The organism is Streptomyces sp. NPDC090088 (assembly GCF_044747345.1).
Taxonomy (GTDB): Bacteria; Actinomycetota; Actinomycetes; order Streptomycetales; family Streptomycetaceae; genus Streptomyces.
On the sequence record NZ_JBIVDZ010000007.1, the window covers coordinates 490,250 to 514,071 of the forward strand.

The following is a 23,822-nucleotide window of genomic DNA, read 5'->3' on the forward strand; positions in this document are numbered from 1 at the left end:
CCTCAGACCTCCGCCGCCACCAGCTCCACGAGCCCGCGCCCCGCCCGCCCGTGGAACCACTCGGCGTGCCCGACGTAGTACTCGTACGCCAGCCGCGCGTTCTCCGCCGACCGGGTGACCCCGTGGAAGTAGTCCAGCTCGGAGAGGGCGAACTCGGCGTGGACCAGGGGGAGAAGGGCGGGGAGGGCCGCCGACTCGGGCGGGGAGAGGGGGCGGACCGACTGGTAGCCGCGCAGCAGCGCCACCGCGTCCCGTTCCCGGACCGGGCGGTCGGGGCTCAGCCACTGCACGGTGTTGCGTTCCAGCGCGGTGGCCAGGTCGTGCACGGCGGTCGTGCGGTCGCTCATGCCGAAGTCCAGGACCGTGGACACCTCGCCGTCCTCGCCCCACAGGAGATTGGAGGCGTGCCAGTCGTTGTGGGTCCACAGCGGGGCCAGCCCGGAGAGGTGCGGGGCCAGCCGCTCATGCAGGGGGAGCAGGACGCGTTCGGTGTCCCTCCGCCACGGGAAGTCCGCCAACGCCGCTGCCAGAAGCGGCCGTTCGGCGATGTACGCGTCCAGGGCCGGCCGGGGGTCCGGGGTCGCGAACACCGTGAAGGAGGCGACCAGGGGGCGCGGGGCACGGCGGGACGCGGTGAAACCCTCCGCCGCCAGATGGAGCCGGGCCAGTGCCTCGCCGGCCGCCCGGGCGTGGGCCGGGCCGACGAACGGCGACCAGGACAGGGCGTCCCGGTAGAGGTCGGTGCCGGTCCCGGTGGAGTGCACCTCGTACGTCCACTCGCCGCGCGCCCCCGCGTCCAGCACCCGCACCACCGGCGCCCCGCGCTCTCCCAGATGGCGCAGGAAGGCGTGCTCCTCGGCGAGGGCCTCCGGCGGCCGTACCCGGACATGGTGCCGCTTCACGAACAGCCGCCGTCCGTCCCGCTCCACGACGGCCGCCGCCGACAGCGGGCGCGGGCTGCGCCACACCACCCGCGCCGGGCCCACCACGTCCGTGACCTCGGCGTCGGTCAGCGGCGGCCAGTCCGGCTCGACCAGCTCGGTGCCCAGACCGTGGGAGAGGTGCGCGCTCACGGTGCCGTCACCGCCGTCGTACCGCGCAGGGCGTCCAGGATCCGGCGTTCCACGGCCGTGAACTCCGGTGCGGTGAAGTCCCGTTCGCCGTGCGGCAGCGGCACCGCCACCCGGTCGACCACGGTGGCCGGACGCGGGGACAGCACATGGACGGTGTCCGCGAGCAGGACCGCCTCCCGGATGTCGTGGGTCACCAGGACGACCGTCCAGCGGTGGCGCTGCCACATCCCGGCCAGCCACAGCTGCAGCTCGGTGCGGGTCAGCGAGTCCAGCGCGCCGAACGGCTCGTCCAGCAGCAGCACCGGCCGGCCGAGCACCACCGTGCGCAGCAGCGCGGCCCGCTGCCGCATACCGCCGCTGAGCTCGGACGGATACGCCCGCTGGAATCCCTCCAGCCCGAAGTCGGCGAACAGCGCCCCGGCGCGTGCCCGTGCCTCCTTCTTCCGGACGCCCTGTGCCTCCAGGCCCAGCGCCGTGTTGTCCAGCACCGTCCGCCAGGGGAACAGCAGGTCCTTCTGCGGCATGTAGGCGACCTTGCCGGAGGCCACCCCGGCCGGTTCGTCCTCCACCAGCACCTGCCCCGAGGTCGGCCGGTCCAGCCCCGACACCAGGTTGAACAGGGTGCTCTTGCCGCTGCCGCTCGGTCCGATGACGGCCGCGAACTCGCCCGGCTCCACGGCCAGTTCGAGGTCGCGCAGCACATCGAGCGTGCCGAAGGACTTGCTCACCCCCGTCACCCGCAGTCCGCTCATGACCGGCGCTCCTTCCGCTCCCAGGGCAGCACCAGCCGCTGCACCAGATAGGTCGCGCCGAACAGCGCGACGCTCAGCGCGGCCGTGACCGCCACCGCGGCGAACACCAGGTCCGTCCGGAACGCGCTCTTCTGCGCCTGCATGTAGATGCCGAGCCCCGACTCGGCGCCCGCGTACTCCGCGAAGACCGCGCCGACCACGGCGTAGGTGATGCTCACCCGCAGCCCCGTGAAGAAGTACGGCATCGCCCCCGGTACCCGCACCAGCCGGAACGTCCGCCACCGGCCCGCCCCCAGGGACCGCAGCAGCCGCATCGCCTCCCGGTCGGTCGCCGCGAACCCGGCGGCCAGGTTGGCGGCCAGCGGGAAGAACGTCGTCAGCGTCACCACCAGCATCTTCGGCAGCAGCCCGAAGCCGAACCAGATGATCAGCAGGGGTGCCACGGCGACCACCGGGATCGTCTGCGAGGCCACCAGCAGGGGGTACAGGCCGCGGCGGGCGGCGGACGAGAAGTCCAGCACCACCGCCACCAGCCAGGCCGCCGTGAACGACAGCGCGAAGCCCAGCAGCGTCTCCTGGAGCGTGGGCAGCGTCTGGGCCCACAGGTCGGCGCGGTTCGCCCAGCCCTGCTCCAGGACCCGGGCGGGGGAGGGCAGCGTCGTCGGATCGACGCCGGCCGTGGTGACGTAGAGCTGCCAGCCGCCGAGCAGCACGGCGAGCACCAGGGCGGGCGGCCACAACGACCGCAGCACGGTCCTCACTTGGTGTCCGGAAGGTAGGCGTCGGTGAAGAACGCGGAGGTGTCCGGTGCCTTCGTCAGCTTCTTGCCGTCCGCGTCGACGAGCAGCCCGGCGCCGTACTCGAAGTCGGCGAACGCCTTCCAGCGGGCCGCGCTCTGGGTGCCGATCGTGCCGTCGGCGCCCCGGTAGTACTCCTTGGCCAGCAGCCGCGAACTCTCCTTCACCAGCTTGGTGTTGGTGAGCACGCTCTTGTTGGCGGCGATGAGGAGGTCCGCGGCCCGGTCGGGGTGGTCGGCCGCGTACCGGTAGCCCTTGTCGACGGCCTCGAGGAACTTCCTCGCCACCGCCGGGTTCTTCTTCAGGTACTGGTCGGAGGAGGCGACGAGCGTCGAGTAGATCGCGGGGAAGCCGTAGTCGGAGAGCTGGAAGTCCTTCAGCGGTTTCCCGCTGAGCTTCGCCTCCAGGCCCTCCCAGGTCGGCATCGGCATCGCGAAGTCCGCCTTGCCCGCGTAGAGCGCCGCGTACGCCGAGGTGTTGAGGGTGACCTGCTTGAAGTCGCCCTTGCCGCCCGCGTTCCTGATCACCTTCTGCAGCAGCGGCTTCTCGTAGGGAGCGCCGAACCCGGCGTACGTCCTGCCGTCCAGGTCCTTCGGCGAGGTGATGTCGGTGCGGTCGGCGCGCACGGACACGGTCACGTCCGTCTTCTGGGTCACGGCGTAGACGGAGGTGATGTCCTGGCCGGCGGCGCGGGCGGTGGTGACGCCCTCCTGGTAGGAGATGCCGAAGTCGGCCTTGTGGCTCGCGATCAGGGTCTCGGGCGCGGTCGAACCGTAGGGGACGATCCTCAGGTCGATTCCGGCGTCCTTGAACCAGCCCTCGGCCTGGGCGACGTAGATGCCCGTGTGGTTGGTGTTCGGCGTCCAGTCCAGGGCCAGGGTGACGGTGGTGGTGCCGTCCTGGGCGGCGGCCGTGGAGTCGGCGCCGGCCGAGCAGGCGGTGGTGACGGTGAGGAGCGCGGTGGCGGCGAGGGCCGACAGCGCGGTGCGGCGGAGCATGGGGAAGTTCCTTCGTACGGAGGGGAGTCGGGCTGCGGGGCGGTCAGGCCCGACACAGCGCGCTGTCCACCCGCTTGAAGTCGACGGCGAGCCGCCGGGTGAGCAGGGTCATGCGGTCACGTCCAGCAGGCTGTTGGTGAAGGACCGGTCCCAGTCGTGGCCGTGCGCGATGGCACCGTGCTCGGCGAGCCAGTGCGCGTACGGGCCCATGCGGTCGGCGTCGATCACGCCCCAGCGGCCCCGGGCGTCCGTCCAGGTGGGGGCCACCAGCGAGAGTGAGCGGGCGATGAGCGGTCGCGGGAAGTACGGGATGACCCGCTCCAGCAACTCCAGTGCCGTGTCCGGCTGCTGGGCGGCGGACGCGTAGCCGCGGGCCGTGGCGGTCAGGAAGTCCCGCACCAGCGAGGGGTGTTCGTCGAGCAGTCGCTCACTCGTGCCGAGCAGGTAGCTGTGGTAGCGGGGAGCGCCGATCTCGTCCACCGGCCAGGTCAGCCGCCGGTCCTCCGGCAGGTCGCCGCGCAGGGCGTCCCAGGACCAGTAGTTGCCGAAGGTCGCGTCCGCCTCGCCCGCCTCGATGTCGTCCACGGTCAGCTCCCGGCTGCCGGCGTCGACGGTGATCACCGCGTCCGGATCGCCGCCGTCGGCCGCGACCAGGTGGCGGACCATGGCCCGCCCTCGCGGAGTCGGGTTGTAGGCGAGCCGGCGGCCGGCCAGGTCACGCGGCCGGGTGATGCCGGTGGACCGCGTGGTCTGCACCGCCTCCAGCCCCCGGTGGTTGACGGCGGCCACGGCGATCAGCGGCTGGCCGTGCAGCGCCCGCCGGGCGAGCAGCCGGTTGGGCGGGAAGATCCCGAAGTCCACCTCGCCCCGCGCCAGGTACTCCAGCGTGTCGCCCCGTCCCGGGTCCTGCACCACCAGCTCGACGTCGAGTCCGGCGGTGTCGAACCACCCGCGGGCACGCGAGATGTACAGACCGGCAGAATTAGGCCAAGGATGGAAATAGTCGAGCATGACCCGTATGTGTGGCATGGGGGTACTCCGTGAGCGGCGCACGAGGGTGCGAGGGAAGCGGGAGGGAAGCGGCCGTGTCAGTGCGAGGAGCGACAACAACAGGAGCGGGCGGCTCGGCGGAACACCGGGACCTGCGGCTCGACTGCTGTGGACACGTGAACTCCTACGCGGGGCGCATAGCGCTGCTGGTGCGGTCGGCGTCCCCGTGGGGACCGCGTCCGCACCAGGGCGAACGGATCCCAGACGCCCTCTCAGCCCGGTCGGGGAGGGGCTCCCGCGTAGATGGCCGAAACCATAACCGCAGCTCCCGGACGCTGTGCAAGCCGCGTCCGGGATGTGGGACGCCGCTGCCCGCGCATCGAGACGAGCAGGTCGCGGGCGTACGATCGGCCGCCATGACCTCCCTGCTGCCCGGCCCCCTGGTCGACGACACCTGGCTCGCCGCCCACCTGGACGACCCCCGCCTGGTCGTCCTCGACGCCACCGCGCTGCTGCCCTCGCCCCGCCACGACGGCGACCACCGCTCGGCGAGCGGCTGCCCGGGCTGGGCCGCACGCCATCTGCCCGGCGCCCACCACGCCGACCTGACCGGGGACCTCTCCGACCCCGACGCACCCCACCACTTCGCCGCTCCGGCACCGGACGCGCTCGCCGCCGCACTGGCCCGGCTGGGCGTGGGTGAGGGCAGCGAGGTCGTCGCCTACGACACCGGAGGCGGTATCTGGGCGGCCCGCCTGTGGTGGATGCTGCGCGCGATCTCCGTGCCGGCCGCGGTACTGGACGGGGGCCTCGCGGCCTGGGAGGCGGCCGGGCGGCCGGTCGCCACCGGTGCGGCCGAGGCCGCGCCCGCCGCCGTACCCGTGACGCCGGTGCCGCGCCCCGAACTCTGGTCGGACATCGAGGAGGTGGCGGCGATCAGCCGGGGCGAGCGGCCGGGAACACTGGTGTGCGCGCTGCCGACGGGCGGATACGACGGATCCGCCCCGACCCGCTACAGCCGCCGCGGCCACATCCCGGGGAGCGTCAGCCTGCCCGGCCGGGGGCTGCTCGACGAGACCGGACGGATGCTGCCGCGTCCCCGACTCGCCGAGAAGACAGGGGAGTTGAGCGATGCCTCACCCATCGTCCTGTACTGCGGCGGCGGCATCTCGGCGGCGGGGGCGGCCCTCGCGCTCACCCTGCTCGGACGCACGGACGTCTCCGTCTACGACGGCTCGCTGGAGGAGTGGTCCAAGGACCCGGAACGGCCGCTGGAGTCCGGCCGGGTATGGCTGCGGGACGCCTCCCTCCCCCGAAGGTGACGTCCCGCAGCCGCTTCCCCCGGCGCCGGACAGTGGTCCGACCTCCGCGTCGCGGGCCTGTGCCGGTCTCACCAGCACATGACCGCTGTCTCCCCCGACCCCCACGTGGAATGGAGACGGACGCGGACGAAGTAACGGCGGCCCTTGACGAGCCGGACCCTGATCCTCGTGTTGTCCGGGGTGCCTCCGTCGTCGTGGCCCGCGAGATAGCGCGGTTCCCCGTCGCGCTCCTCGAAGACCACGACGACGCAGTCGCTCTCGCCGAAGGTCCCCACGTTGTAGACGCGGGTCTCCGACGGCTCCACGGCGAAGTCCGCCTGCTCGCCCGGCCCCAGCCGGAACGGCGCCGAGCGGAACGGCACCAGCGCGGCCGGGGCGTCGGCCGGCGGGTACCAGCGGAGCACGAACTCCTTGTCCGCCGGGGACAACGACCCCGGCGGGTACAGACCGTTGTGGTACTGCTCCGGTTCCAGGATCAGCCCCGGACCGAACGGGTACTGCATCACCGACTGCGGATCCCACACCGAGCCGTTGGCCTCGGACGGGTCCAGCGTGCGCAGGATGTTGAAGTGCGTCTTGTCCCGGCTCCAGTGGTTCGGCGGGCCGAAGAGATCGGTGTACACCGCCTCGTCGTCCCAGTGCAGACCGGCGAACGGGCTCTGGTGCTCGTGCCGCATGCCGAGCGCGTGCCCGATCTCGTGCAGCGCCGTCCACCGCCCGCCGGGCTCCGTCAGATCCCAGCCCAGGTTCATGGTGCGCTCGCCCCGGCCGACCGAGAGCGCGTCCCGGCCCACCGCCGACCAGGAGCCGTCCCCCAACTGGAAACCGATCCGCAGCTCGGCCTCGCGCCGGTCCGTGACCTCGGCGAACCGCACCCCGATGCCCAGGTCCTGCCACTCCCGGAAGCACTCGCGCACCATGTCCCGCTGCTCCTTCGCACCGGCCCACGGCACCAGCCGGGTCTCCGCGGTCCCCGGGACCGGGATCACCGACGTGTCGGTGTCGGCGTCGAAGAAGTAGTAGTGCAGCACCGTGCCGTTGACCCACATCCGCCGCCCGCCCACGAGCGCGCCGAGCCGCTCGGCGGCCAGGCCCGGCGCGAACACCGGGTCCGACTGCTGCGGAAGCGAGCAGTAGCGTCGGGTCATGCGCCCCAGACTGCCGTTTCACCCGGCCGGGCGCCTGAGTCGGAAGCTACTCAAGTCCCCCTGTATCAGAGCTGAGTAACCCGACTCATACTCATGTGACGACTTACGAACAGGACGCACGGACCCTCGAACTGCCCTGGCCGTTCACCGGCCGGGAGGACGAACTGGAGCTGGTCAGGCGGTCGTCGGTGGCCGGCCGGCAGGGCGTCGTGGTGACCGGCCCGGCAGGCAGCGGCAAGACCCGGCTGATCACCGAGGCCGTCCGCGGCACCGACTGCGCCCGGGTGACCGGCACCCCCGCGACCAGCGCCCTCCCGTTCGCCGCGTTCGCGCACCTGCTCCCCGACGGGGTCTCCCTCCCCGGCGCGCTCCGTCACCTGTCCGGAGTACGGCTCCTGGTCGTCGACGACGCCCACCTCCTCGACGAGGCCTCGGCGGCCCTCGTCCACCAGCTCGCCGTACACGGCCGCACCCGCCTCCTGGTGACCGCCGCCGACCCGGCCCCCCTGCCCGACGCGGTCGCCCGGCTCTGGACCGGCGAACTCCTCACCCGTCTCGCCCTGGAGCCACTGCCGTACGACGAGACGGCCCGGCTCCTGGCCGGGGCCGACCTGGACCCGCTCACCGTGCGCCGGCTGCACCGGGTGTGCCGGGGCGATCTGCGGCTGCTGCGCGACCTGCTCGGCGCCCTGCGCGAATCCGGCCCGCTGACCCGGGTGCCGGACACCGGCGAATGGGCCTGGCGCGGCCCGCTGCCGCTCACCGCGACCGTACGGGCCCGTATCGCACCGCTGCTGGACCGGCCGGACCCCGCCGAGCGCGACACCCTCGAACGGCTCGCCTTCGCCGAACCCCTGCCGCCCCACCTCGACGACGACCTGGACCTCGGCACCCTAGAACGGCTGGAGACGGACGGCCTGATCCACGTCGACGAACACGGCCTGGTCCGCCTCGCCCACCCCCTGCACGGCCCCGCGCTGCGCGCCCGCGCGGGCCGGCTCCGGGCCCGGCGGCTGGCCCGCACCCCCGGCCAGTGCGAGCCCGCCCTCAAGGACGAGGAACAGCAACTGGCAGACCACATCGAGCAATTGGACGTACGGGAGGTGCCGGCCCCGGTGGGGGAGTGGCTGGCGTCGGGAGACCTGCCCGTACCGGCCGGGTACGCGGCCGTGCGTGCCCGGTACTCGCGGCTTCGGGGGGAGCTGCGAGAGGCGGCGGCGTGGGCGAGGGAGGGACTGCGGACGGCGCCGGGCGACGCCTCCTGCCGTGCCGAACTCGCCCGGGCCGCCGCCGAGACGGGGGAAGGCTCCGTAGTGCGCGAGGACGGGGGTCTCGCGCACTACGGAGCCGTACGGCTCGGAGCGCCCGAGGAGGCCGCGGGGCGACTGGACGGGGTGCTCGCACGGCACGCCGAAGCCCTCGCCCGCGGCGACGGACCCGCCCTCGACCGGGCCGCCGAGTCCCTGGCGGAACGCGGTCTGCTGCTGTTCGCGGCGGAGGCCCACGCCCAGGCCGTCCGCGCCCACCGCGACCCGCGCGCCGCCCGGACGGCCCGCACCCGCGCGGTCGCCCTCGCCCGCCGCTGCCAGGGCGCCCGCACCCCGGCCCTGTCCGGCCTGGTCCTCGGCGAACTCACCGCCCGCCAGCGCCAGATCGTCACCCTCGCCGCCGCCGGCCTCAGCAACCGCCAGATCGCCGACCGCCTCACCCTCTCCGTCCGCACCGTGGGCAACCACCTCTACAGCGCCTACACCCGCCTCGGCACCACCGACCGCACCACCCTGCCCTGGCTCCTGGACCAACCGGACCGGAAGTCGGCGTAAGCAAAGCCGGCCGTCACCAGAGCCGGCCGTCACCAGAGCCGGCCGGCCGTCCGGGGGCGGCCGGAGGCGCTCAGGCCGCCCCGAACGCCGCGAACGCCCAGCCCGTGGCCTGGTGGAGGGCGTCGCCCGGGAGGGCCGACCGGGCGTCGCGGAGGGCCTCCGCCAGGGAGAGGCCCGCGCCCAGGCCCTTGTGGAGGGCGAGCATCAGCGGGACGACGGCGGCGTCGTTGACGGGGGCGCTGCTCGCGACCACCCCGGCCGTGCCCAGCGGCAGCAACGCCGTGACGAGGCCGAGGAGTTCGTCGGCGCCGACCGTGGCCAGGCGGGCGGTGTCGCAGCTGGAGAGGATGATCCGGTACGGGCTGCGGTCGAGGCGCTCGAAGTCGTGCACGATCAGCGGGCCGTCCGCCATCCGCAGGGAGGAGAAGAGCGGACTGTCCGCACGGAAGGTGCCGTGCGCGGCGATGTGCGCGAGCGCGGCCCCGTCCAGCTCCTCCAGGACCCGGGGCACCTGGACGTCGTCGTGCTCCAGGATCGTGGCCGTCGCGTAGTGGCCCGCCACCTCGGGCACCTCCGCACCCTCGGTCGCCAGCCCCGGCCCACGGACCAGCACATGCCGCCCGCCCGGCGGCGGCTCGGTCTCCCGGGCCCGCAGCCAGCTGCCCGCCGACGGCGACACGCTCAGCACCCGCTCCCGCAGCGAGGGAAGCAGCGCCCAGGGCACCCGGTGCAGCGTGCTCGGCGGCACGATCACCACCGGCCCCGAGCCCAGATGGTCCGCCGCCGCGCCCAGCAGCAGCTCCTCCAGCCGCCGCCCCGCCGCCTCGACCACCGCCAGCCGCCCCTCCGCCCCGGGATGCGCGAGCCGCCGCAGCCCCGCCTGGACGTGCTCGGCCTCGGCGGCCGCCTCCGCCAGCAGACCGCCCTCGAACCGCCGTACCCGGCCCTGCCCGCACAGCAGGATGTGCACCCGGCCGTCCAGGACCGCGAGTTCGACCAGCCGGGCCTCGCCGAGCCGGTCCAGGAGGCGGGCCGGATCGAAGCGGTCGCCCCCGCCGGGCGCGCCGCCGCCGATGTGGTGGGTGCGGGAGCGGATCTCCCGTTCCAGACGCCGCTGTTCACGCTCCAGGGCGGGCACCGGACGGCCCTGCCGACGGGCGTCCTCCGCACGGGAGGCGATCTCGCGGAACGCGGTGAGCGAGGCGAGCAGCCCCGGGTCGGCCGGCGGCCGGGTCGGCGGCGCGGAGAGGACCGTGGCCCGCCAGCGCTCACTCCACTCAAGGAGTCGACGCGGCCCGCCGTGCGCCAGACTCGCCTGCTGGGCCAGCGCCGCCAGTTCCGCGCCCTGCGCGGTGGCCCGGGCCCGCAACTCCGAGGCGCCCAGCGTCATCCGGTGGTCGTCCAGGACGTCCAGACCGCGCCGGCACGCCTCCAGCACACCCCGCCGCGAACCGGCGGACCGGGCCCGCAGCGCCTGCGCGGCCCACCCCGTCATCCGGGCCAGCGGCGGCCCGACGTGCCTGCTGCGCGCGGCCACCGCCAGATGTTGTTCCGCGTCCGCCGTCCAGCCCAGCGCCAACGCGATCCGCCCCGCGAGCAGCGAGGCCTCCGGCGCGGCCGGCGCACCGAACGACGCCAGCTTGTCGGCGACCGCCGACGCGTCCTGCACCAGCCGCCCCGACGCGGCCCCGCCCGCCACCCGCGCCTCGATCAGCACCAGCCGGGCATGCGTCTCCCACCACGACCGCCGCTGCCCCGAGAACAGCCGGACCGCGACGGCGGCACGGGCGATCGCGGTCTGCGCGTCCCCGGTCGAGAGCGCGGACCGGGCGGCGGTCAGCAGCAGTTCGGCCTTGCGGGTGGACTGCCCGCCGATCCGGTCCAGGGTGACGATCGCCGCGTCCGCCTCGGCCAGCGCCTCCGGGGCCAGCCCGGCCGCCATCAGCACGTCGCAGCGCGCGATGTACAGCATGAACGAGGGCGTGCCCAGCTCGTCGTACCGCTCCTTGGCCTCGGCCAGCAGCCGCAGCGCCGCCGGGATGTCGCCGGACCGGTACGCGGCCAGGCCCCGGTTCTCCACGGCGACCGCCTTGTCGTGCTCCTGGCCCGTCGTCTCCCACAGCAGCTCCGCCGCCGTGAAGTCCGCGTCGGCCCGCTCCACCGCGCCCATCGCCAGATGCACCGTGGCCCGCACGCTCAGCGCCCGCGCGGTCCAGATGACGTCGTCGGCCTGCCGCAGCACCGGTATCGCCCGCCGCAGATCCTCCAGGGACTCCCGGTGCCGGCCCAGCACCCACCCGGCGAACGCCCGCCGGTACAGCACCCGCGCCCGGGTGTGCCCGGTGCCCCGGGCCACCCCGCGGTCCAACGCGGCCAGCCCCTGCCGCGTACGCCCCGCATGCACCAGGGCGACCCCGAGGGCGGCGAGGACGTCCGCCTCCCGGTCCGCCGAGTCCGCCCGGGCCGCGAAGTCCCGGGCGCGCCGCAGATGGTCGAGGGCCACGGCCAGGTCCCCGAAGTCCCGCTGCCAGATACCGATGACCTGGTGCGCGACGGACGCGTCGAGCGGCGACGGATCGGACCGCAGGACGTCCTCCGCCCGCGCCAGGGCCTCGCCGGGGGCGGCGAACACCATCGGCAGGAGTTCCGTAACCGAATCGCTTCGCGCACTCACCCCTCGGATGGTAGTGGCCTGGGCAGACATGCCCCACAGGTTTGACGCTGTATCAAGCAGCGGCCTGGCGAGTCTGACTGAAGAACGCCGTTTCTGGGGGAGGAGACAGGCCATGGCACCTCAGCGATTCCATGAGCAGTTCGATCAGATCCAGCGCTCCATGCCGGACGTTCCACTGGCGATGGGGCCCGACGACGCGGCCGAGTTCCTGTACGAGAAGGGGGTCGTCCTCGCCCGCGACGGCGCCGAGGCCCGGGTCGTCGAGGACACCGTGCGCGCCCACTTCACCGCCACCGCCGACCTGGTCGAGGACCACGTGCGCAGGGCGGGACCGGAGACCAACCGCACCGGCGTCACCCGCATCCAGGTCGGCGACCCGAACCACGGCGACCGCACCGGCGACCGCGCCGTCCGCCACGCGCTGCGCGCCCTGCGGGAGGCGGAGGGCCGCACCGGGCGCCGCATGGTCAGCCGCAACCACATCGTGTCCACCACCGGCAACGCCAACTCCTGCAACCCGTGCGAACCGCTCCCCGCCCTGCTCACCCAGACCCCCAACCCCGAGGCCGTGGCGGGGAGCTACGACCCGGACACCGCCGTCAGCGTCCTGGTGATGGACACCGGTCTGGTGCACGACTACCGCTCCTACCCGCTCCTCGCCCGCGTCCAGGGCGACCTGCAGATCGCCGAGACCGACGCCGAGGGCATCCTCCAGCAGTACGTCGGCCACGGCACGTTCATCGCCGGACTCATCGCCGCACTCGCCCCCAACACCGACATCACCGTCACCAACACCCTCAACGACGCGGGCGCCATCCTGGAGTCCGAGTTCGGCGCCAAGCTCTTCGAGGCGGTCGACCAGCACGGCTGGCCCGACATCATCAGCCTCTCCGCCGGCACCTCGAACGGCAGCGCCGACGGACTGCTCGCCGTCGAGGCCTTCATGGACGCGATGCGCGACCAGTCCACGCTGCTCGTCGCCGCCGCCGGCAACAACGGCAGCGCCACCAACTTCTGGCCCGCCGCCTGCGCCGACCTGACCGGCTACGAGGACACCGTCCTCTCGGTCGGCGCGCTGCGCAGCGACGGCGAGTACGGCGCCTGCTTCACCAACCACGGCAGCTGGGTCAAGGTCTACGCCCCCGGCGAGCAGCTGATCGGGGCCATGGCCGGCTTCGACGCACCCGTGCCCTACGTCTACCAGCACACCACCTACGAAGCCTGCCGGTTCGGCTTCACCTACGCCTGCACCTGCCAGTACCCGCGCCACACCGGCGTGTTGACCGACACCGGGACGACCGGCCCCGGCAAACCGGACCAAGTGATGTTCGAAGGGTTCGCACAGTGGAGCGGAACGTCGTTCGCCACCCCCATCACCGCCGGCCTCGTCGCCGACCGGATGACCACGACCCAGGAGGCCGACCCGCGCACGGCAGGCGCCCAACTCCTGCAGAGCATCACGGAGTACGCCGAGGTGCGCGGGGCGACCGTCCCGGCGCTCCGCCCGGCGAGCTGGCAGCCCGTCCCGGTCGTACAACTGGCACCGACGCCCTGAGGTCCGGAACACTCCCTTCCACGGCGTACGATGACTTGCCGTACACGAGGGGTGGGGCCGTGGACCGAGCAGAGGTCGGCGCGTTGGTCCAGTCCGCCGTCGACGGCGACGCGGCGGCCTGGAAGGCGCTCGTGGAAGGGCTGAGCCCACTGGTGTGGTCGGTGGTGCGCGCGCACCGGCTCTCCGACGCCGACGGGCACGAGGTGTACCAGACCGTGTGGTTCCGGTTCGCCCAGCACCTGGGCCGCATCCGGGAACCCGACAAGGCGGGCTCCTGGCTGGCCAGCACGGCACGCAACGAGTCCCTGAAGGTGATCCGCGGACTGACCAGGCTGCTGCCGACCGACGACCCCCAGGTCCTCGACCGGGTCAGCGACGACCGTACGCCCGAACAGTCCCTGATCGACGCCGAGGACGAGGCGGACCACACCGAGCGGGTCCGCCTGCTGTGGCAGGAGTTCGAGGAACTCGGCGACCGCTGCAGGCAGTTGCTGCGCGTCCTGATGACCTCACCGCCGCCCAGCTACGTCGAGGTGTCCGTCGCACTGGGCATCGCCGTGGGCAGCATCGGCCCGCTGCGCCAGCGCTGTCTGCGCCGGCTGCGGGCCCGGCTCGACGCGAGGGGAGCGGTGTGACATGACCGACGACGACGGTTTCCCGGACGACGAGGGCCCGGGCGACGCCGAGTTCGACGCCGATCTCCTGGAGGAGGAACTGCGCCAGGCGGCCGCCGTCCTCGACCCGCTCCCCGCCGGGCTGCTCCAACTGGCCATGGACGCCTACGCGCTGCACGACCTGGACGCCCGGATCGCCGAGCTGACCTTCGACTCCCTCGTCGACGCCATCCCGGTCAGAGGCGTCGAGGACCCGCCCCGGATGCTGACCTTCCGGGCGGGCGAACTCACCGTGGACGTCGAGGTCACCGACGACGGGCTGCTCGGGCAGGTGCTGCCCCCGCAGTCGGCGCACATCGAGGTGCTCGGCGGCCCCGCCGCCGCCCACCCGCTCACAGTCGACGGCATGGGCCGCTTCACCACCGCCACCCCACCGTCCGGGCCGTTCGCGCTGCGGCTGCGGGCCGGGGGCGAGGTGATCGTGACGGAGTGGCTGCGGGCCTGAACCGGGCCCGGTGGTATGTCACACGGCACCGAGCGGGGGTGGCATGTCACATACCACCGGGCTCTGCGTGGCATGTGACATACCACCCCACCCTGCGTGGCATGTGACATACCACCGCCCCGTCACCACACGACAGGCAACGTCACCGGCCCCCGGATCATCGTCTTGCGCCGCCACTCCACCTCCCCGGCCGGCGTCGCGAGGCGCAGCCCCGGCAGCCGGTCGAGGAGGGTGTCGACCAGCAGCTCGGTCTGCAGCCGGGCCAGGACCGCGCCGGTGCAGTAGTGGGAGCCGTTGCCGAAGGCCAGGTGCGGGTTGGGCTCGCGGTCCGGGAGGATGCGGTCCGGGTCGGGGAAGACGGCCGGGTCGCGGTTGGCGGCGAGATAGGAGACGTACACCGGGTCGCCGGCCGCGATCCTGGTGCCGTCGCTCAACTCGACGTCCTCCAGGGCGATCCGGGCGAGCCCGACCGTGCTGCGGTGCGGGATCCAGCGCAGCAGCTCGTCCAGGACGGGCCCGCGCTCCACCGGCCGGTCCCGCATCCGTGCCATCAGCTCCGGCCGGGTCAGCATCAGGAACAGCATCTGGCCGCAGTTGTGGGTGACCGCCTCGCCGCCGATCTGCAGCGGACCCGCCAGCCCCACGGCCTCCTCCAGGCCGATCTCGCCACCGGCCACGGCACGCCCGAGCAGCGTGTACACGTCGTCGCCGGACCCGTCGCCGCGCGCGCGGACCGCCTCGGTGATCCACCCGTACAGGCCCTGCTTGGCCCGGTCCGCGCCCTCCACCCCGCCGGACGTGGAGATGATCTGCCGGGTCCAGGCGTGCACCCGCTCCCGGTCGGCCGCCGGCACCCCCATCACCTCGCTGACCACGGTGATCGGGAACGGTTCGAGGACCCGCTCGACCAGATCGGCGGGCGGCCCGTCCCGCAGGACCCCGTCGACCAGGTCGTCGAGGATCTGCTGCGCCCGGGGCCGCAGCCGCTTCATCGCGCCCACCGTGAAGGCACCGGCGAGCGGTTTGCGCAGCCGGTTGTGGTCGGGCTGGTCGGCCCAGGCCAGCGAGCCCGGCCGGGGCTTGAAGTGCGGGGCGAGCCGGGTCACCTGGCGCCGGGTGACCTCGGCGCGGCTGAACCTCGGGTCGTTGGTGACGGTCCGGACGTCCTCGTACCGGGTGGCGAGCCACGCCCAGCCCTCGCCGAACGGCAGCCGGATCCGGGTGACCGGCGCTTCCGTCATCAGGGAGGCGAGGACCGGGTCGAAGTCCGTCCCCTCCAGGTCGAGCGCGGGCCAGTCCCGCACCGGCGGCTCGACCGGCGGCGCGGTCTCGCGGACGGGCACGAGCGGTTCCGTGGTGGCCGGCTCGGCCGTCTCCGTGGTCGTGGGCGCGGTTATCTCCGTGGTCATGCCTCCACGGTCGTACGGCCCGCACCCGGTGTCCTGCCGGAATGCTCCAGCCGGAGGGTCAGCGGCCGGCGGCGTCCACGAGCGCGGCGAGGGCGGCGGCGGGCCGTTCCAGCCCCGCGCCCGCCGGACCGCCCGGCTCGGTCATGTAGAGGTCCCGCCGGATCTCCACCATCAGCGCGCCGACCCGCGCGTCCGTCCCGTAGAACTCCAGCGGTACGTAGGTCCCGCCGAACGGGCTGTCCAGTCCGGTCTCTCCGCACTCCGCGAAGGCTTCGCGGGCCGCCGCCGTCAGCCCGGCCGGCGTGTGGAAGGCGTCCGTGCCCAGGCACACCGGCGGCCGGGGCCCCGCCGCGTGCAGTTCGTAGGGCAAGGCCCGGCTCGGGTAGGAGTGCACGTCGATGACCACGGCCCGCCCGGTCGCGGCCAGCCGACCGGCGACGGCCTCGGTCATCGCCCGCGCGTACGGCCGGAAGTACCGCTCGATCAGCGGCTCGGCGGCGCAGGACGCGTCCCGCAGCACCTCCCGGTGCGTGGTCCGCGTGTACACGGCACCCATGCCGACGGCGAGCATCTCCTCCCGCTCGTCCGGGAACCGCTCGGGATCGACCACCAGCCGCGACAGCCGGTTGACGAACCGCCAGGGGGTCACCCCGGCCAGACCGGCCGCGGCCTCCGCGAGCTCGGCGGTGTGCGCGTCCGTGATGTGGTCCAGCTCCCGCTCCAGCGCGGCGTCGCCGAGCACGATGTCCGCCCGTACGGCGGCCGGGATCGTCCGTGCGGAGTGCGGGACGTGCAGGATCACGGGTGACTCGTCGGCGCCGGGCAGGAGCGCGTACGACGGCTGGGACACGGGCGGCTCCGGGGCGTTGTCAGTGGCGGGGTGCAGGATCAAGGTGTCACATCGACCACGGACGAGGGTGGGGCGGCACCATGCCGATCGGCAATCCCCGGATCACCGGGCACACGTTTCTCGCGGGACTGTACAAGGACGGATATTTCCCCGATCAGGTGGTGGACCGGGGCCGGGACATCCTCCTGAGGCTGTGCGAGCGCATCGAGGCGGACCGCCCCGCCGACCTGTCCGCGCTCTATGTCCTCACCCACGCGGCCACCGAGGAGTTCAACGCCCTGGAGGCCGAGTTCGAGGCGGCCGGCAGCGAGATCGAGACCGTGGCCCGCGAGGAGATAGGCGGGGACTTCTGGGTCGTCGCCCAGGCCTACGGCTTCGCGGACGCCGACATCGAGGAGCTGATCGCGCCCCGGGAGTGGTGAGCCGTCAGCCGAGCAGCTCCCGCACCAGCGCCCCCACCTGCCCGGTCTCGATCAGGAAGCCGTCGTGCCCGTACGGCGACTCGATCACCCGGAGCCGGTCCGCGGACGGGATCAGGGCCGCCAACTCGGCCTGCTGGGACGGCGGATAGAGCCGGTCGGAGTCCACGCCCGCCACCAGGGTACGGGCCGTGACCCGGCCGAGGGCAGCGCGCACCCCGCCCCGGGCGCGGCCGACGTCATGGGCGTTCATCGCCTCCGACAGGACCACGTAGCTGCCCGCGTCGAACCGCCGTACCAGCTTGGCTGCGTGGTGGTCGAGGTAGGACTCGATCCGGTAGCGGCCGCCGGCGAAGGGGTCCTCGGCATCCTGCGCGGTCCGGCCGAAGCGGATCGCGAGCTCGGGCTCGCTGCGGTAGGTGACATGGGCGATCCGGCGGGCCAGGCCCAGGCCGGTGTGCGGGGCGCGCCCGGTGCCGTGGTAGTCGCCGCCGTGCCAGTCGGGGTCCGAACGGATAGCGGTGAGCTGGGTGTTCGTCCACGCGATCTGCTCCGCGCCGGCCGCGGCCGCCGTGGCGAGCAGCAGCAGGGCGCCGACCCGCTCCGGGTACGACACCGCCCACTCCACGGCCCGCATCCCGCCCATCGAGCCGCCGACGACCAGCGCCCACCGCCCGACGCCCAGGGCGTCGGCCAGCCCGGCCTCGGCGGCGACCTGGTCGCGCTGGGTCAGGAAGGGGAAGGCGCCGCCCCAGGGGCCGCGCCCGTCGGTACGCGGGGAGGCCGGGCCGGTGCTGCCCTGGCAGCCGCCGAGGACGTTCGGGGCGACGACGAACCAGCGGTCGGTGTCCAGCGCCAGCCCCGGCCCGACCAGCCCGTCCCACCAGCCCGGGGTCGGATGACCGGGCCCGGCCGTCCCGGCGACATGACTGTCACCGGTGAGCGCGTGCAGCACGAGCACGGCGTTGGAGGCGTCCGGGGCGAGCCGGCCCCAGGTCTCGAAGGCCAGCCGGATGCCGGGCAGTTGGCCGCCGGTCTCCAGGGGGAGCGGGTGCTGTGTGACATACCACTGGCGCCTCCCCACCGGATCCCCCTCCCGCCAGGCCCCGCCGGCCGGCGGAAGGGGAACCTCGGGGCGCGCCGTGGCGTTCAGGACGCCGCGCCCTTGGCCGCGCGGAAACCGGCCTCCAGGTCGGCCTTGAGGTCGGCGAGGTTCTCGATGCCGACGGACAGGCGCACCAGCCCTGGCGTGGTCCCGGTGGCGGCCAGCTGCTCCTCGTCCAGCTGGCTGTGGGTGGTGGACGCCGGGTGGATGATCAGACTGCGGACGTCACCGATGTTGGCGAGGTGGCTGAACAGCTCGACGGCGTCCACGAACCGCTTGCCCGCCTCGATGCCGTCCCGCAGTTCGAAGGAGACGATCGCGCCGGCGCCGTTCGGCAGGTACTTCTGCCCCGCCTCGTACCAGCGGCTGGACGGCAGGCCCGGATAGTGGACGGCGGCGACCTCGTCGCGCTGCTCCAGCCACTCGGCCAGCGCCTGGGCGTTGGCCGAGTGCCGCTCAAGACGCAGGCTCAGTGTCTCCACGCCCTGGAGCAGCAGGAACGCCGAGTGCGGGGAGAGCGCCGGGCCGAGGTCGCGCAGCAGCTGCACCCGCAGCTTGATGGCGAAGGCACCCGGGCCGAGGGCGGGCCAGTACCGCAGGCCGTGGTAGCTGGGGTCGGGCTCGGTGAAGTCGGGGAAGCGGTCGGAGTGGGCGCCGAAGTCGAAGCTGCCGCCGTCCACGACCACGCCCGCGATCGCCGTGCCATGCCCGCCGAGGAACTTGGTCGCCGAGTGCACCACGATGTCCGCGCCGTGTTCGAGGGGCCGCAGCAGGTAGGGCGTCGGGACGGTGTTGTCCACGATCAGCGGCACGCCCGCCGTGTGCGCCACGTCCGCGACCGCCCGTACGTCGAGGACGTTGCCGCGCGGGTTGCCGAGCGTCTCCGCGAACAGCGCCTTCGTGTTCGGCCGGACCGCCGCCCGCCAGGCCTCGGCGTCGTCGGGGTCGTCCACGAAGGACACCTCGATCCCGAACTTCGGCAGCGTGTGCCGGAGCAGGTTGTAGGTGCCGCCGTACAGGGACGTGCTGGAGACGATGTGGTCGCCCGCGCCCGCCAGCGTCAGGATCGCCAGGGTCTCCGCGGCCTGCCCGGACGCCAGCGCCACCGCCGCGACCCCGCCCTCCAGGGCGGCGATCCGCTGCTCGAAGACGTCCTGGGTGGGGTTGTGGATCCGGGTGTAGATGTTGCCGGGCTCGGCGAGCGAGAACAGGTCGGCGGCGTGCTGCGTGTCCCGGAACACGAACGACGTCGTCTGGTAGATCGGCGTCGCCCGGGCGCCGGTCGTCGGGTCCGGCACGGCCCCGGCGTGGATCTGCCGGGTCTCGAACGACCAGGCCGACGTGTCGGGCCCGGCGGACGGCTCCTCGGGCGTGTGACCGGCGGTGACGGAGTCGATGGGCTGGCTCATGGTGCTGCTCCTCGTGCGGAAGGCATGACGGCGTGCGCGCGGGGGCACGCGTCGGCAGAACGGAAGAGAGTCGGGGTCGGGCCGGAGGTCAGCTCACGGCCGGACAACCCATGGTGGTGACGCGCACGAGGTCCACGTGGCGTCGGCTCACAAGCACCGTCATGCGCTGAGCGAACCACAGCGGATCCGGACGGACCAGACAGCCGGCGCGCGTGACATGCAGACTTCACGAACGGGATACACACCGCCGGCCGCGGTGGCGGCGCGACGGGCCCCGGACATGGCTCCGCCCCGGCGGGCGGGGTGCCTGCCGGGGCGGAGACTGCAGAACTTCAGGACTTCAGGAGGCGGCTGTGGCTCAGAGGGCCGCGAGGGCCGCGTTCCAGGTGGCCGACGGGCGCATGACCGCGTCCGCCTTGGCCTTCTCGGGCTGGTAGTAGCCGCCGATGTCGGCGGGGGAGCCCTGGACGGCGAGCAGCTCGTCGACGATCTTCTGCTCGTCGGCGGCGAGCGACTCGGCGAACGGCGCGAACGCCTTGGCCAGGTCGGCGTCGTCGGTCTGCGCGGCCAGCTCCTGCGCCCAGTACAGGGACAGGTAGAAGTGGCTGCCGCGGTTGTCGATGCCGCCGACGCGACGGGTCGGGGACTTGTCCTCGTTGAGGAAGGTCGCCGTGGCGCGGTCGAGGGTGTCGGCCAGCACCTTGGCGCGGGCGTTGCCGGTGAAGTCGGCGTACTGCTCGAAGGAGGGGACGAGCGCGAAGAACTCGCCGAGCGAGTCCCAGCGCAGGTAGTTCTCCTTGACCAGCTGCTGGACGTGCTTCGGGGCGGAGCCGCCGGCGCCCGTCTCGAAGAGGCCGCCGCCCGCCATCAGCGGGACGACCGACAGCATCTTGGCGCTGGTGCCCAGCTCCAGGATCGGGAAGAGGTCGGTCAGGTAGTCGCGGAGCACGTTGCCGGTGACGGAGATGGTGTTCTCGCCGCGGCGGATGCGCTCGACCGAGAGCTTGGTGGCCTCGATCGGGGAGAGGATCCGGATGTCCAGGCCCTCGGTGTCGTGCTCCGGCAGGTACGCGTTGACCTTGGCGATCAGCTGCGCGTCGTGGGCGCGGCCCTCGTCCAGCCAGAAGACGGCCGGGTCGCCGGTGGCGCGGGCGCGGGTGACGGCCAGCTTCACCCAGTCCTTGATCGGCGCGTCCTTGGTCTGGCAGGCGCGGAAGATGTCACCTGCGGCGACGGGCTGCTCGATCACGACGTTGCCGGCCGCGTCCACCAGGCGGACCGTGCCGGCGGTGGCGATCTCGAAGGTCTTGTCGTGGGAGCCGTACTCCTCGGCCTTCTGCGCCATCAGGCCCACGTTCGGGACCGTGCCCATGGTGGACGGGTCGAAGGCGCCGTGGGCGCGGCAGTCCTCGATCACGGCCTGGTAGACACCGGCGTAGGAGGAGTCCGGGATGACCGCGAGGGTGTCGGCCTCCTGGCCGTCCGGACCCCACATGTGGCCGGAGGTGCGGATCATGGCGGGCATCGAGGCGTCGATGATGATGTCCGAGGGCACGTGCAGGTTGGTGATGCCCTTGTCCGAGTCGACCATGGCGAGGGCGGGGCCCTCGGCGATCTCGGCCTCGAAGGAGGCCTTGATCTCGGCGCCCTCGGGCAGGTTCTCCAGACCCTTGAGGATGCCGCCCAGACCGTCGTTCGGGGACAGGCCGGCCGTCTTGAGCGTCTCGCCGTACTTCGCGAACGTCTTCGGGAAGAAGACGCGCACCACGTGACCGAAGATGATCGGGTCGGAGACCTTCATCATCGTGGCCTTCAGGTGCACGGAGAACAGGACGCCCTCCTGCTTGGCGCGCGCGACCTGCGCGGCCAGGAAGTCGTTGAGCTGCGCGACGTGCAGCACGGAGGCGTCGACGACCTCGCCCGCGAGGACCGGTACGGACTCCTTGAGGACCGTGGTGGTGCCGTCCTCGGCGACCAGCTCGATCTTGAGCTTGCCGGCCTCGGAGATCACCGCGGACTTCTCGGTGGAGCGGAAGTCGTTCTCGCCCATGGTGACCACGTCGGTCTTGGACTCGGGGGTCCAGGCGCCCATGCGGTGCGGGTGGGTCTTGGCGTAGTTCTTGACGGAGGCGGGGGCGCGGCGGTCCGAGTTGCCCTCACGAAGGACCGGGTTCACGGCGGAACCCTTGACCTTGTCGTAGCGGGCGCGGATCTCGCGCTCCTCGTCGGACTTCGGGTCGTCCGGGTAGTCCGGGAGGGCGTAGCCCTTGCCCTGGAGCTCGGCGACGGCGGCCTTGAGCTGCGGGATCGACGCCGAGATGTTCGGCAGCTTGACGATGTTGGCCTCGGGGGTCTTGGCCAGGTCGCCCAGCTCGGCCAGCGCGTCGGGGACGCGCTGGTCCTCGTTTAGGTACTCCGGGAAGTGGGCGATGATGCGTCCGGCCAGCGAGATGTCGCGGGTGTCCACGGCGACACCGGCCTGCGAGGCGTACGCCTGGACCACCGGCAGGAACGAATGCGTCGCCAGGGCCGGGGCCTCGTCTGTGTAGGTGTAGATGATGGTCGAGTCAGTCACCGGGTGCTCCGCTCCACGTCTGCAACATTGCTCGACATCAAGATATCTCGTGAGCGACCCGCGCTCGACAGGGGTCCGCGACTCGGAAGATCCGTTTGTCCGGTTGTCGTACGCCGGGCAACCGGATCGGTCAAAAGAGTGGTCAAGAAGAACGAGCCACCCACGACCGGCGGCCGGACCGACCACCCGGCCGCCCGAGCGAAAGCGGACCATGAGATATCGCACCAGAGTGACGGCCCCGGCGGCCGCCCTGCTCGGCACCGCGACCGTACTGGCCACGGGGGCCCCGGCCCTCGCGCGTCCCTTCTCCGCGGGGGAGAAAAGCGGCGCCGCGAGGACCGGGGGCAACCCGCCCGCCCCGGGCCCGGAGACCCTCGGCGACCCCGTCTACCCGGCCCTCGGCAACGACGGCTACCGGGTCCTCTCCTACGACCTCGATCTCGCCTACGACGCCACCACCCGTCTGGTCGACGCCACCGCGACCCTGCGCGTCCGCACCACCCAGGACCTGTCCCGGTTCTCCCTGGACGCCCTGGGCCTGGACATATCCGACGTGCGGGTCGACGGCCGCGACGCGGCCCACGAGCAGGCCGACGAGAAGCTGCGGATCACGCCCGCCCGGCCGCTGTGCGAGGGGGACACGGTCACCGTCTGCGTGACGTACACGGCCGACCCGCGCCGCACCCTCCCGTACACCGCCTGGGTGCCCACCGCCGACGGCTTCGCGATCTGCCCGCAGCCGAACGCCGCGCACACCGTCTTCCCGTGCAACGACCACCCCTCGGACAAGGCGGACTTCACCTTCCGCATAACCGTCCCGAACGGCGTGCGCGGCGTCGCGAACGGCCTGCTCACCCGCACCGAGAACCTCCCGGGCGACCGTACGGCGTACTCGTACCGCTCCCGGTCCCCGATCGCCACGGAACTCGTCCAGATCACCGTCGGCGACTATGTGGTCAAGGACCGGCAGGGCCCGCACGGACTGCCGCTGCGGGACGTCGTCCCGGCGGCCCGGGCCGCCGCCCTGGAACCGGCGCTCGCCCTCACCCCGGGCCAGGTGGCCTGGCTGGAGGACCGGCTCGGCACGGCCTTCCCGTTCGAGACGTACGGCCTGCTGCCGTGCAACTCCGACGACCCGGAGGCCTTCGACTTCACCGGCCTGGAGACCCAGACCCTCACCCTCTACAAGCCGAACTTCCTGCTCCAGGCGGAGCCCAAGATCGGCTCGCACATGATGCACGAGCTGGTCCACTCCTACTTCGGCAACCTGGTCTCCCCGGCCACCTGGGCCGACCTGTGGCTGAACGAGGGCCACGCCGACTTCTACGGGCTGCTCTACCGCTACGAACGCGGCTGGCCGGACTCCCTGGGCCTGACCACCCTGGAGGCCCGGATGAAGGACACCTACGCCCGCGGCGACCAGTGGCGCCACGACTCCGGCCCGGTGGCCGCCCCGAACGCGGTCGACCTCTTCGACAACCAGCGCTACCTCGGCGGCGTCCTGGTCCTGTACGCCCTCCGCGAGCTGGTCGGCGAGGACGCCTTCCACGCGGTCGAGCGCACCTTCCTGAACCGCTTCCGGCGCCGCTCGGCCTCGACGGCGGACTACATCGCGGTGGCCTCGGAGGTCACCGGCCAGGACCTGACCGGCTTCCTCCGCGACTGGCTCTACGGCACCACGACCCCGCGCATGCCCGGCCACCCCGACTGGACCGTCACCCCGGTCACCCCGTCCCTGGCCACCCCGCACAGCCTGCGCGGCGGCCACCACCACGACAACTCCGCGACCCTCTGACGGGCCGGC

19 protein-coding genes are annotated in these 23,822 nt (G+C 73.0%); 7 read left to right on the plus strand and 12 right to left on the minus strand.

Annotation, left to right across the window (positions count from 1 at the left end; genetic code table 11):
* Nucleotides 1-2: 2 nt before the first annotated feature.
* The 5 genes from ACIPSJ_RS33225 to ACIPSJ_RS33245 all read right to left on the minus strand — a co-directional run bounded on the left by ACIPSJ_RS33225 (nt 3) and on the right by ACIPSJ_RS33245 (nt 4,649).
* Complete coding sequence (locus ACIPSJ_RS33225; protein ID WP_401351367.1) at nt 3-1,073, minus strand: phosphotransferase enzyme family protein; 1,071 nt, start codon at nt 1,071-1,073, stop codon at nt 3-5.
* Complete coding sequence (locus tag ACIPSJ_RS33230) at nt 1,070-1,825, minus strand: ABC transporter ATP-binding protein (protein ID WP_401351368.1); 756 nt, start codon at nt 1,823-1,825, stop codon at nt 1,070-1,072. The genes ACIPSJ_RS33225 and ACIPSJ_RS33230 overlap by 4 nt, the downstream gene beginning before the upstream one ends.
* Entirely contained in the window at nt 1,822-2,586 is a 765-nt protein-coding gene (locus ACIPSJ_RS33235) for an ABC transporter permease (protein ID WP_359222951.1), read from the minus strand. The genes ACIPSJ_RS33230 and ACIPSJ_RS33235 overlap by 4 nt, the downstream gene beginning before the upstream one ends.
* Entirely contained in the window at nt 2,583-3,620 is a 1,038-nt protein-coding gene (locus ACIPSJ_RS33240) for an ABC transporter substrate-binding protein (RefSeq protein ID WP_401351369.1), read from the minus strand. The genes ACIPSJ_RS33235 and ACIPSJ_RS33240 overlap by 4 nt, the downstream gene beginning before the upstream one ends.
* Before the next feature lie 108 nt (nt 3,621-3,728).
* Nucleotides 3,729-4,649 (minus strand): ABC transporter substrate-binding protein, encoded by a 921-nt coding sequence (locus ACIPSJ_RS33245; protein WP_401351370.1) that lies wholly within the window; start codon nt 4,647-4,649, stop codon nt 3,729-3,731.
* A 377-nt stretch (nt 4,650-5,026) separates the two neighbouring features.
* On the opposite strand from ACIPSJ_RS33245, the gene ACIPSJ_RS33250 reads away from it, so the two are divergent.
* Nucleotides 5,027-5,932: a sulfurtransferase gene (locus tag ACIPSJ_RS33250; RefSeq protein WP_401351371.1), complete on the plus strand. Its 906-nt coding sequence runs from the start codon at nt 5,027-5,029 to the stop codon at nt 5,930-5,932.
* 68 nt (nt 5,933-6,000) lie between these two features.
* On the opposite strand, the gene ACIPSJ_RS33255 is transcribed toward ACIPSJ_RS33250, so the two are convergent.
* Nucleotides 6,001-7,080: a M12 family metallopeptidase gene (locus ACIPSJ_RS33255; RefSeq protein WP_359222959.1), complete on the minus strand. Its 1,080-nt coding sequence runs from the start codon at nt 7,078-7,080 to the stop codon at nt 6,001-6,003.
* Nucleotides 7,081-7,175: 95 nt separating this feature from the next.
* Between ACIPSJ_RS33255 and ACIPSJ_RS33260 the strand changes: the two genes are divergently transcribed.
* The gene (locus ACIPSJ_RS33260; RefSeq protein ID WP_401351373.1) at nt 7,176-8,903 is read left to right on the plus strand and encodes a LuxR C-terminal-related transcriptional regulator; all 1,728 of its coding nucleotides are present in this window, start codon (nt 7,176-7,178) and stop codon (nt 8,901-8,903) included.
* Between the two features lie 70 nt (nt 8,904-8,973).
* On the opposite strand, the gene ACIPSJ_RS33265 is transcribed toward ACIPSJ_RS33260, so the two are convergent.
* Nucleotides 8,974-11,538, minus strand: coding sequence for a CHAT domain-containing protein (locus ACIPSJ_RS33265; RefSeq protein WP_401351564.1), 2,565 nt, complete (start codon nt 11,536-11,538; stop codon nt 8,974-8,976).
* Between the two features lie 151 nt (nt 11,539-11,689).
* Here ACIPSJ_RS33265 and ACIPSJ_RS33270 point away from each other — a divergent pair, with 151 nt between their 5' ends.
* The 3 genes from ACIPSJ_RS33270 to ACIPSJ_RS33280 are packed head-to-tail and all read left to right on the plus strand — an operon-like array spanning nt 11,690 to nt 14,251.
* Nucleotides 11,690-13,132 (plus strand): S8/S53 family peptidase, encoded by a 1,443-nt coding sequence (locus ACIPSJ_RS33270; RefSeq protein ID WP_359222962.1) that lies wholly within the window; start codon nt 11,690-11,692, stop codon nt 13,130-13,132.
* 35 nt (nt 13,133-13,167) lie between these two features.
* Nucleotides 13,168-13,767 (plus strand): RNA polymerase sigma factor, encoded by a 600-nt coding sequence (locus ACIPSJ_RS33275; protein ID WP_393534234.1) that lies wholly within the window; start codon nt 13,168-13,170, stop codon nt 13,765-13,767.
* A gap of 1 nt (nt 13,768) precedes the next feature.
* Nucleotides 13,769-14,251 (plus strand): hypothetical protein, encoded by a 483-nt coding sequence (locus ACIPSJ_RS33280; protein ID WP_359222964.1) that lies wholly within the window; start codon nt 13,769-13,771, stop codon nt 14,249-14,251.
* 122 nt (nt 14,252-14,373) lie between these two features.
* On the opposite strand, the gene ACIPSJ_RS33285 is transcribed toward ACIPSJ_RS33280, so the two are convergent.
* Both ACIPSJ_RS33285 and ACIPSJ_RS33290 read right to left on the minus strand, forming a co-directional pair.
* Nucleotides 14,374-15,660, minus strand: coding sequence for a cytochrome P450 (locus tag ACIPSJ_RS33285; protein ID WP_401351375.1), 1,287 nt, complete (start codon nt 15,658-15,660; stop codon nt 14,374-14,376).
* A gap of 58 nt (nt 15,661-15,718) precedes the next feature.
* Nucleotides 15,719-16,510: an N-formylglutamate amidohydrolase gene (locus ACIPSJ_RS33290; protein ID WP_401351376.1), complete on the minus strand. Its 792-nt coding sequence runs from the start codon at nt 16,508-16,510 to the stop codon at nt 15,719-15,721.
* A gap of 80 nt (nt 16,511-16,590) precedes the next feature.
* Between ACIPSJ_RS33290 and ACIPSJ_RS33295 the strand changes: the two genes are divergently transcribed.
* Nucleotides 16,591-16,932, plus strand: coding sequence for a DUF5713 family protein (locus ACIPSJ_RS33295; RefSeq protein WP_401351377.1), 342 nt, complete (start codon nt 16,591-16,593; stop codon nt 16,930-16,932).
* A 4-nt stretch (nt 16,933-16,936) separates the two neighbouring features.
* Here the strand turns inward: ACIPSJ_RS33295 and ACIPSJ_RS33300 are convergent, their stop codons facing one another.
* The 3 genes from ACIPSJ_RS33300 to ACIPSJ_RS33310 form a co-directional block, all read right to left on the minus strand.
* On the minus strand, nt 16,937-18,082 hold the full coding sequence (locus tag ACIPSJ_RS33300; RefSeq protein ID WP_401351566.1) for a homoserine O-acetyltransferase: 1,146 nt from the start codon (nt 18,080-18,082) through the stop codon (nt 16,937-16,939).
* Nucleotides 18,079-19,443 (minus strand): bifunctional o-acetylhomoserine/o-acetylserine sulfhydrylase, encoded by a 1,365-nt coding sequence (locus tag ACIPSJ_RS33305; protein WP_359222972.1) that lies wholly within the window; start codon nt 19,441-19,443, stop codon nt 18,079-18,081. Before ACIPSJ_RS33305 ends, ACIPSJ_RS33300 begins: the two co-directional genes overlap by 4 nt.
* Before the next feature lie 358 nt (nt 19,444-19,801).
* Nucleotides 19,802-22,018 carry an NADP-dependent isocitrate dehydrogenase gene (locus ACIPSJ_RS33310; RefSeq protein ID WP_401351378.1) on the minus strand — a complete coding sequence of 739 codons (2,217 nt, stop codon included), beginning with the start codon at nt 22,016-22,018 and terminating at the stop codon, nt 19,802-19,804.
* Nucleotides 22,019-22,229: 211 nt separating this feature from the next.
* Between ACIPSJ_RS33310 and ACIPSJ_RS33315 the strand changes: the two genes are divergently transcribed.
* On the plus strand, nt 22,230-23,813 hold the full coding sequence (locus ACIPSJ_RS33315) for a M1 family metallopeptidase (protein WP_401351379.1): 1,584 nt from the start codon (nt 22,230-22,232) through the stop codon (nt 23,811-23,813).
* Nucleotides 23,814-23,822: the final 9 nt, after the last annotated feature.

What these genes read in the sequence shown, in the direction of transcription:
- ACIPSJ_RS33280 (WP_359222964.1), top strand. Translation starts at nt 13,769, where the DNA reads ATGACCGACGACGACGGTTTCCCGGACGACGAGGGCCCGGGCGACGCC.
- ACIPSJ_RS33240 (WP_401351369.1), bottom strand. Translation starts at nt 3,620, where the DNA reads ATGCTCCGCCGCACCGCGCTGTCGGCCCTCGCCGCCACCGCGCTCCTC.
- ACIPSJ_RS33250 (WP_401351371.1), top strand. Translation starts at nt 5,027, where the DNA reads ATGACCTCCCTGCTGCCCGGCCCCCTGGTCGACGACACCTGGCTCGCC.
- ACIPSJ_RS33295 (WP_401351377.1), top strand. Translation starts at nt 16,591, where the DNA reads ATGCCGATCGGCAATCCCCGGATCACCGGGCACACGTTTCTCGCGGGA.
- ACIPSJ_RS33315 (WP_401351379.1), top strand. Translation starts at nt 22,230, where the DNA reads ATGAGATATCGCACCAGAGTGACGGCCCCGGCGGCCGCCCTGCTCGGC.
- ACIPSJ_RS33230 (WP_401351368.1), bottom strand. Translation starts at nt 1,825, where the DNA reads ATGAGCGGACTGCGGGTGACGGGGGTGAGCAAGTCCTTCGGCACGCTC.
- ACIPSJ_RS33255 (WP_359222959.1), bottom strand. Translation starts at nt 7,080, where the DNA reads ATGACCCGACGCTACTGCTCGCTTCCGCAGCAGTCGGACCCGGTGTTC.
- ACIPSJ_RS33305 (WP_359222972.1), bottom strand. Translation starts at nt 19,443, where the DNA reads ATGAGCCAGCCCATCGACTCCGTCACCGCCGGTCACACGCCCGAGGAG.
- ACIPSJ_RS33245 (WP_401351370.1), bottom strand. Translation starts at nt 4,649, where the DNA reads ATGCCACACATACGGGTCATGCTCGACTATTTCCATCCTTGGCCTAAT.
- ACIPSJ_RS33285 (WP_401351375.1), bottom strand. Translation starts at nt 15,660, where the DNA reads ATGACCACGGAGATAACCGCGCCCACGACCACGGAGACGGCCGAGCCG.
- ACIPSJ_RS33265 (WP_401351564.1), bottom strand. Translation starts at nt 11,538, where the DNA reads ATGGTGTTCGCCGCCCCCGGCGAGGCCCTGGCGCGGGCGGAGGACGTC.
- ACIPSJ_RS33270 (WP_359222962.1), top strand. Translation starts at nt 11,690, where the DNA reads ATGGCACCTCAGCGATTCCATGAGCAGTTCGATCAGATCCAGCGCTCC.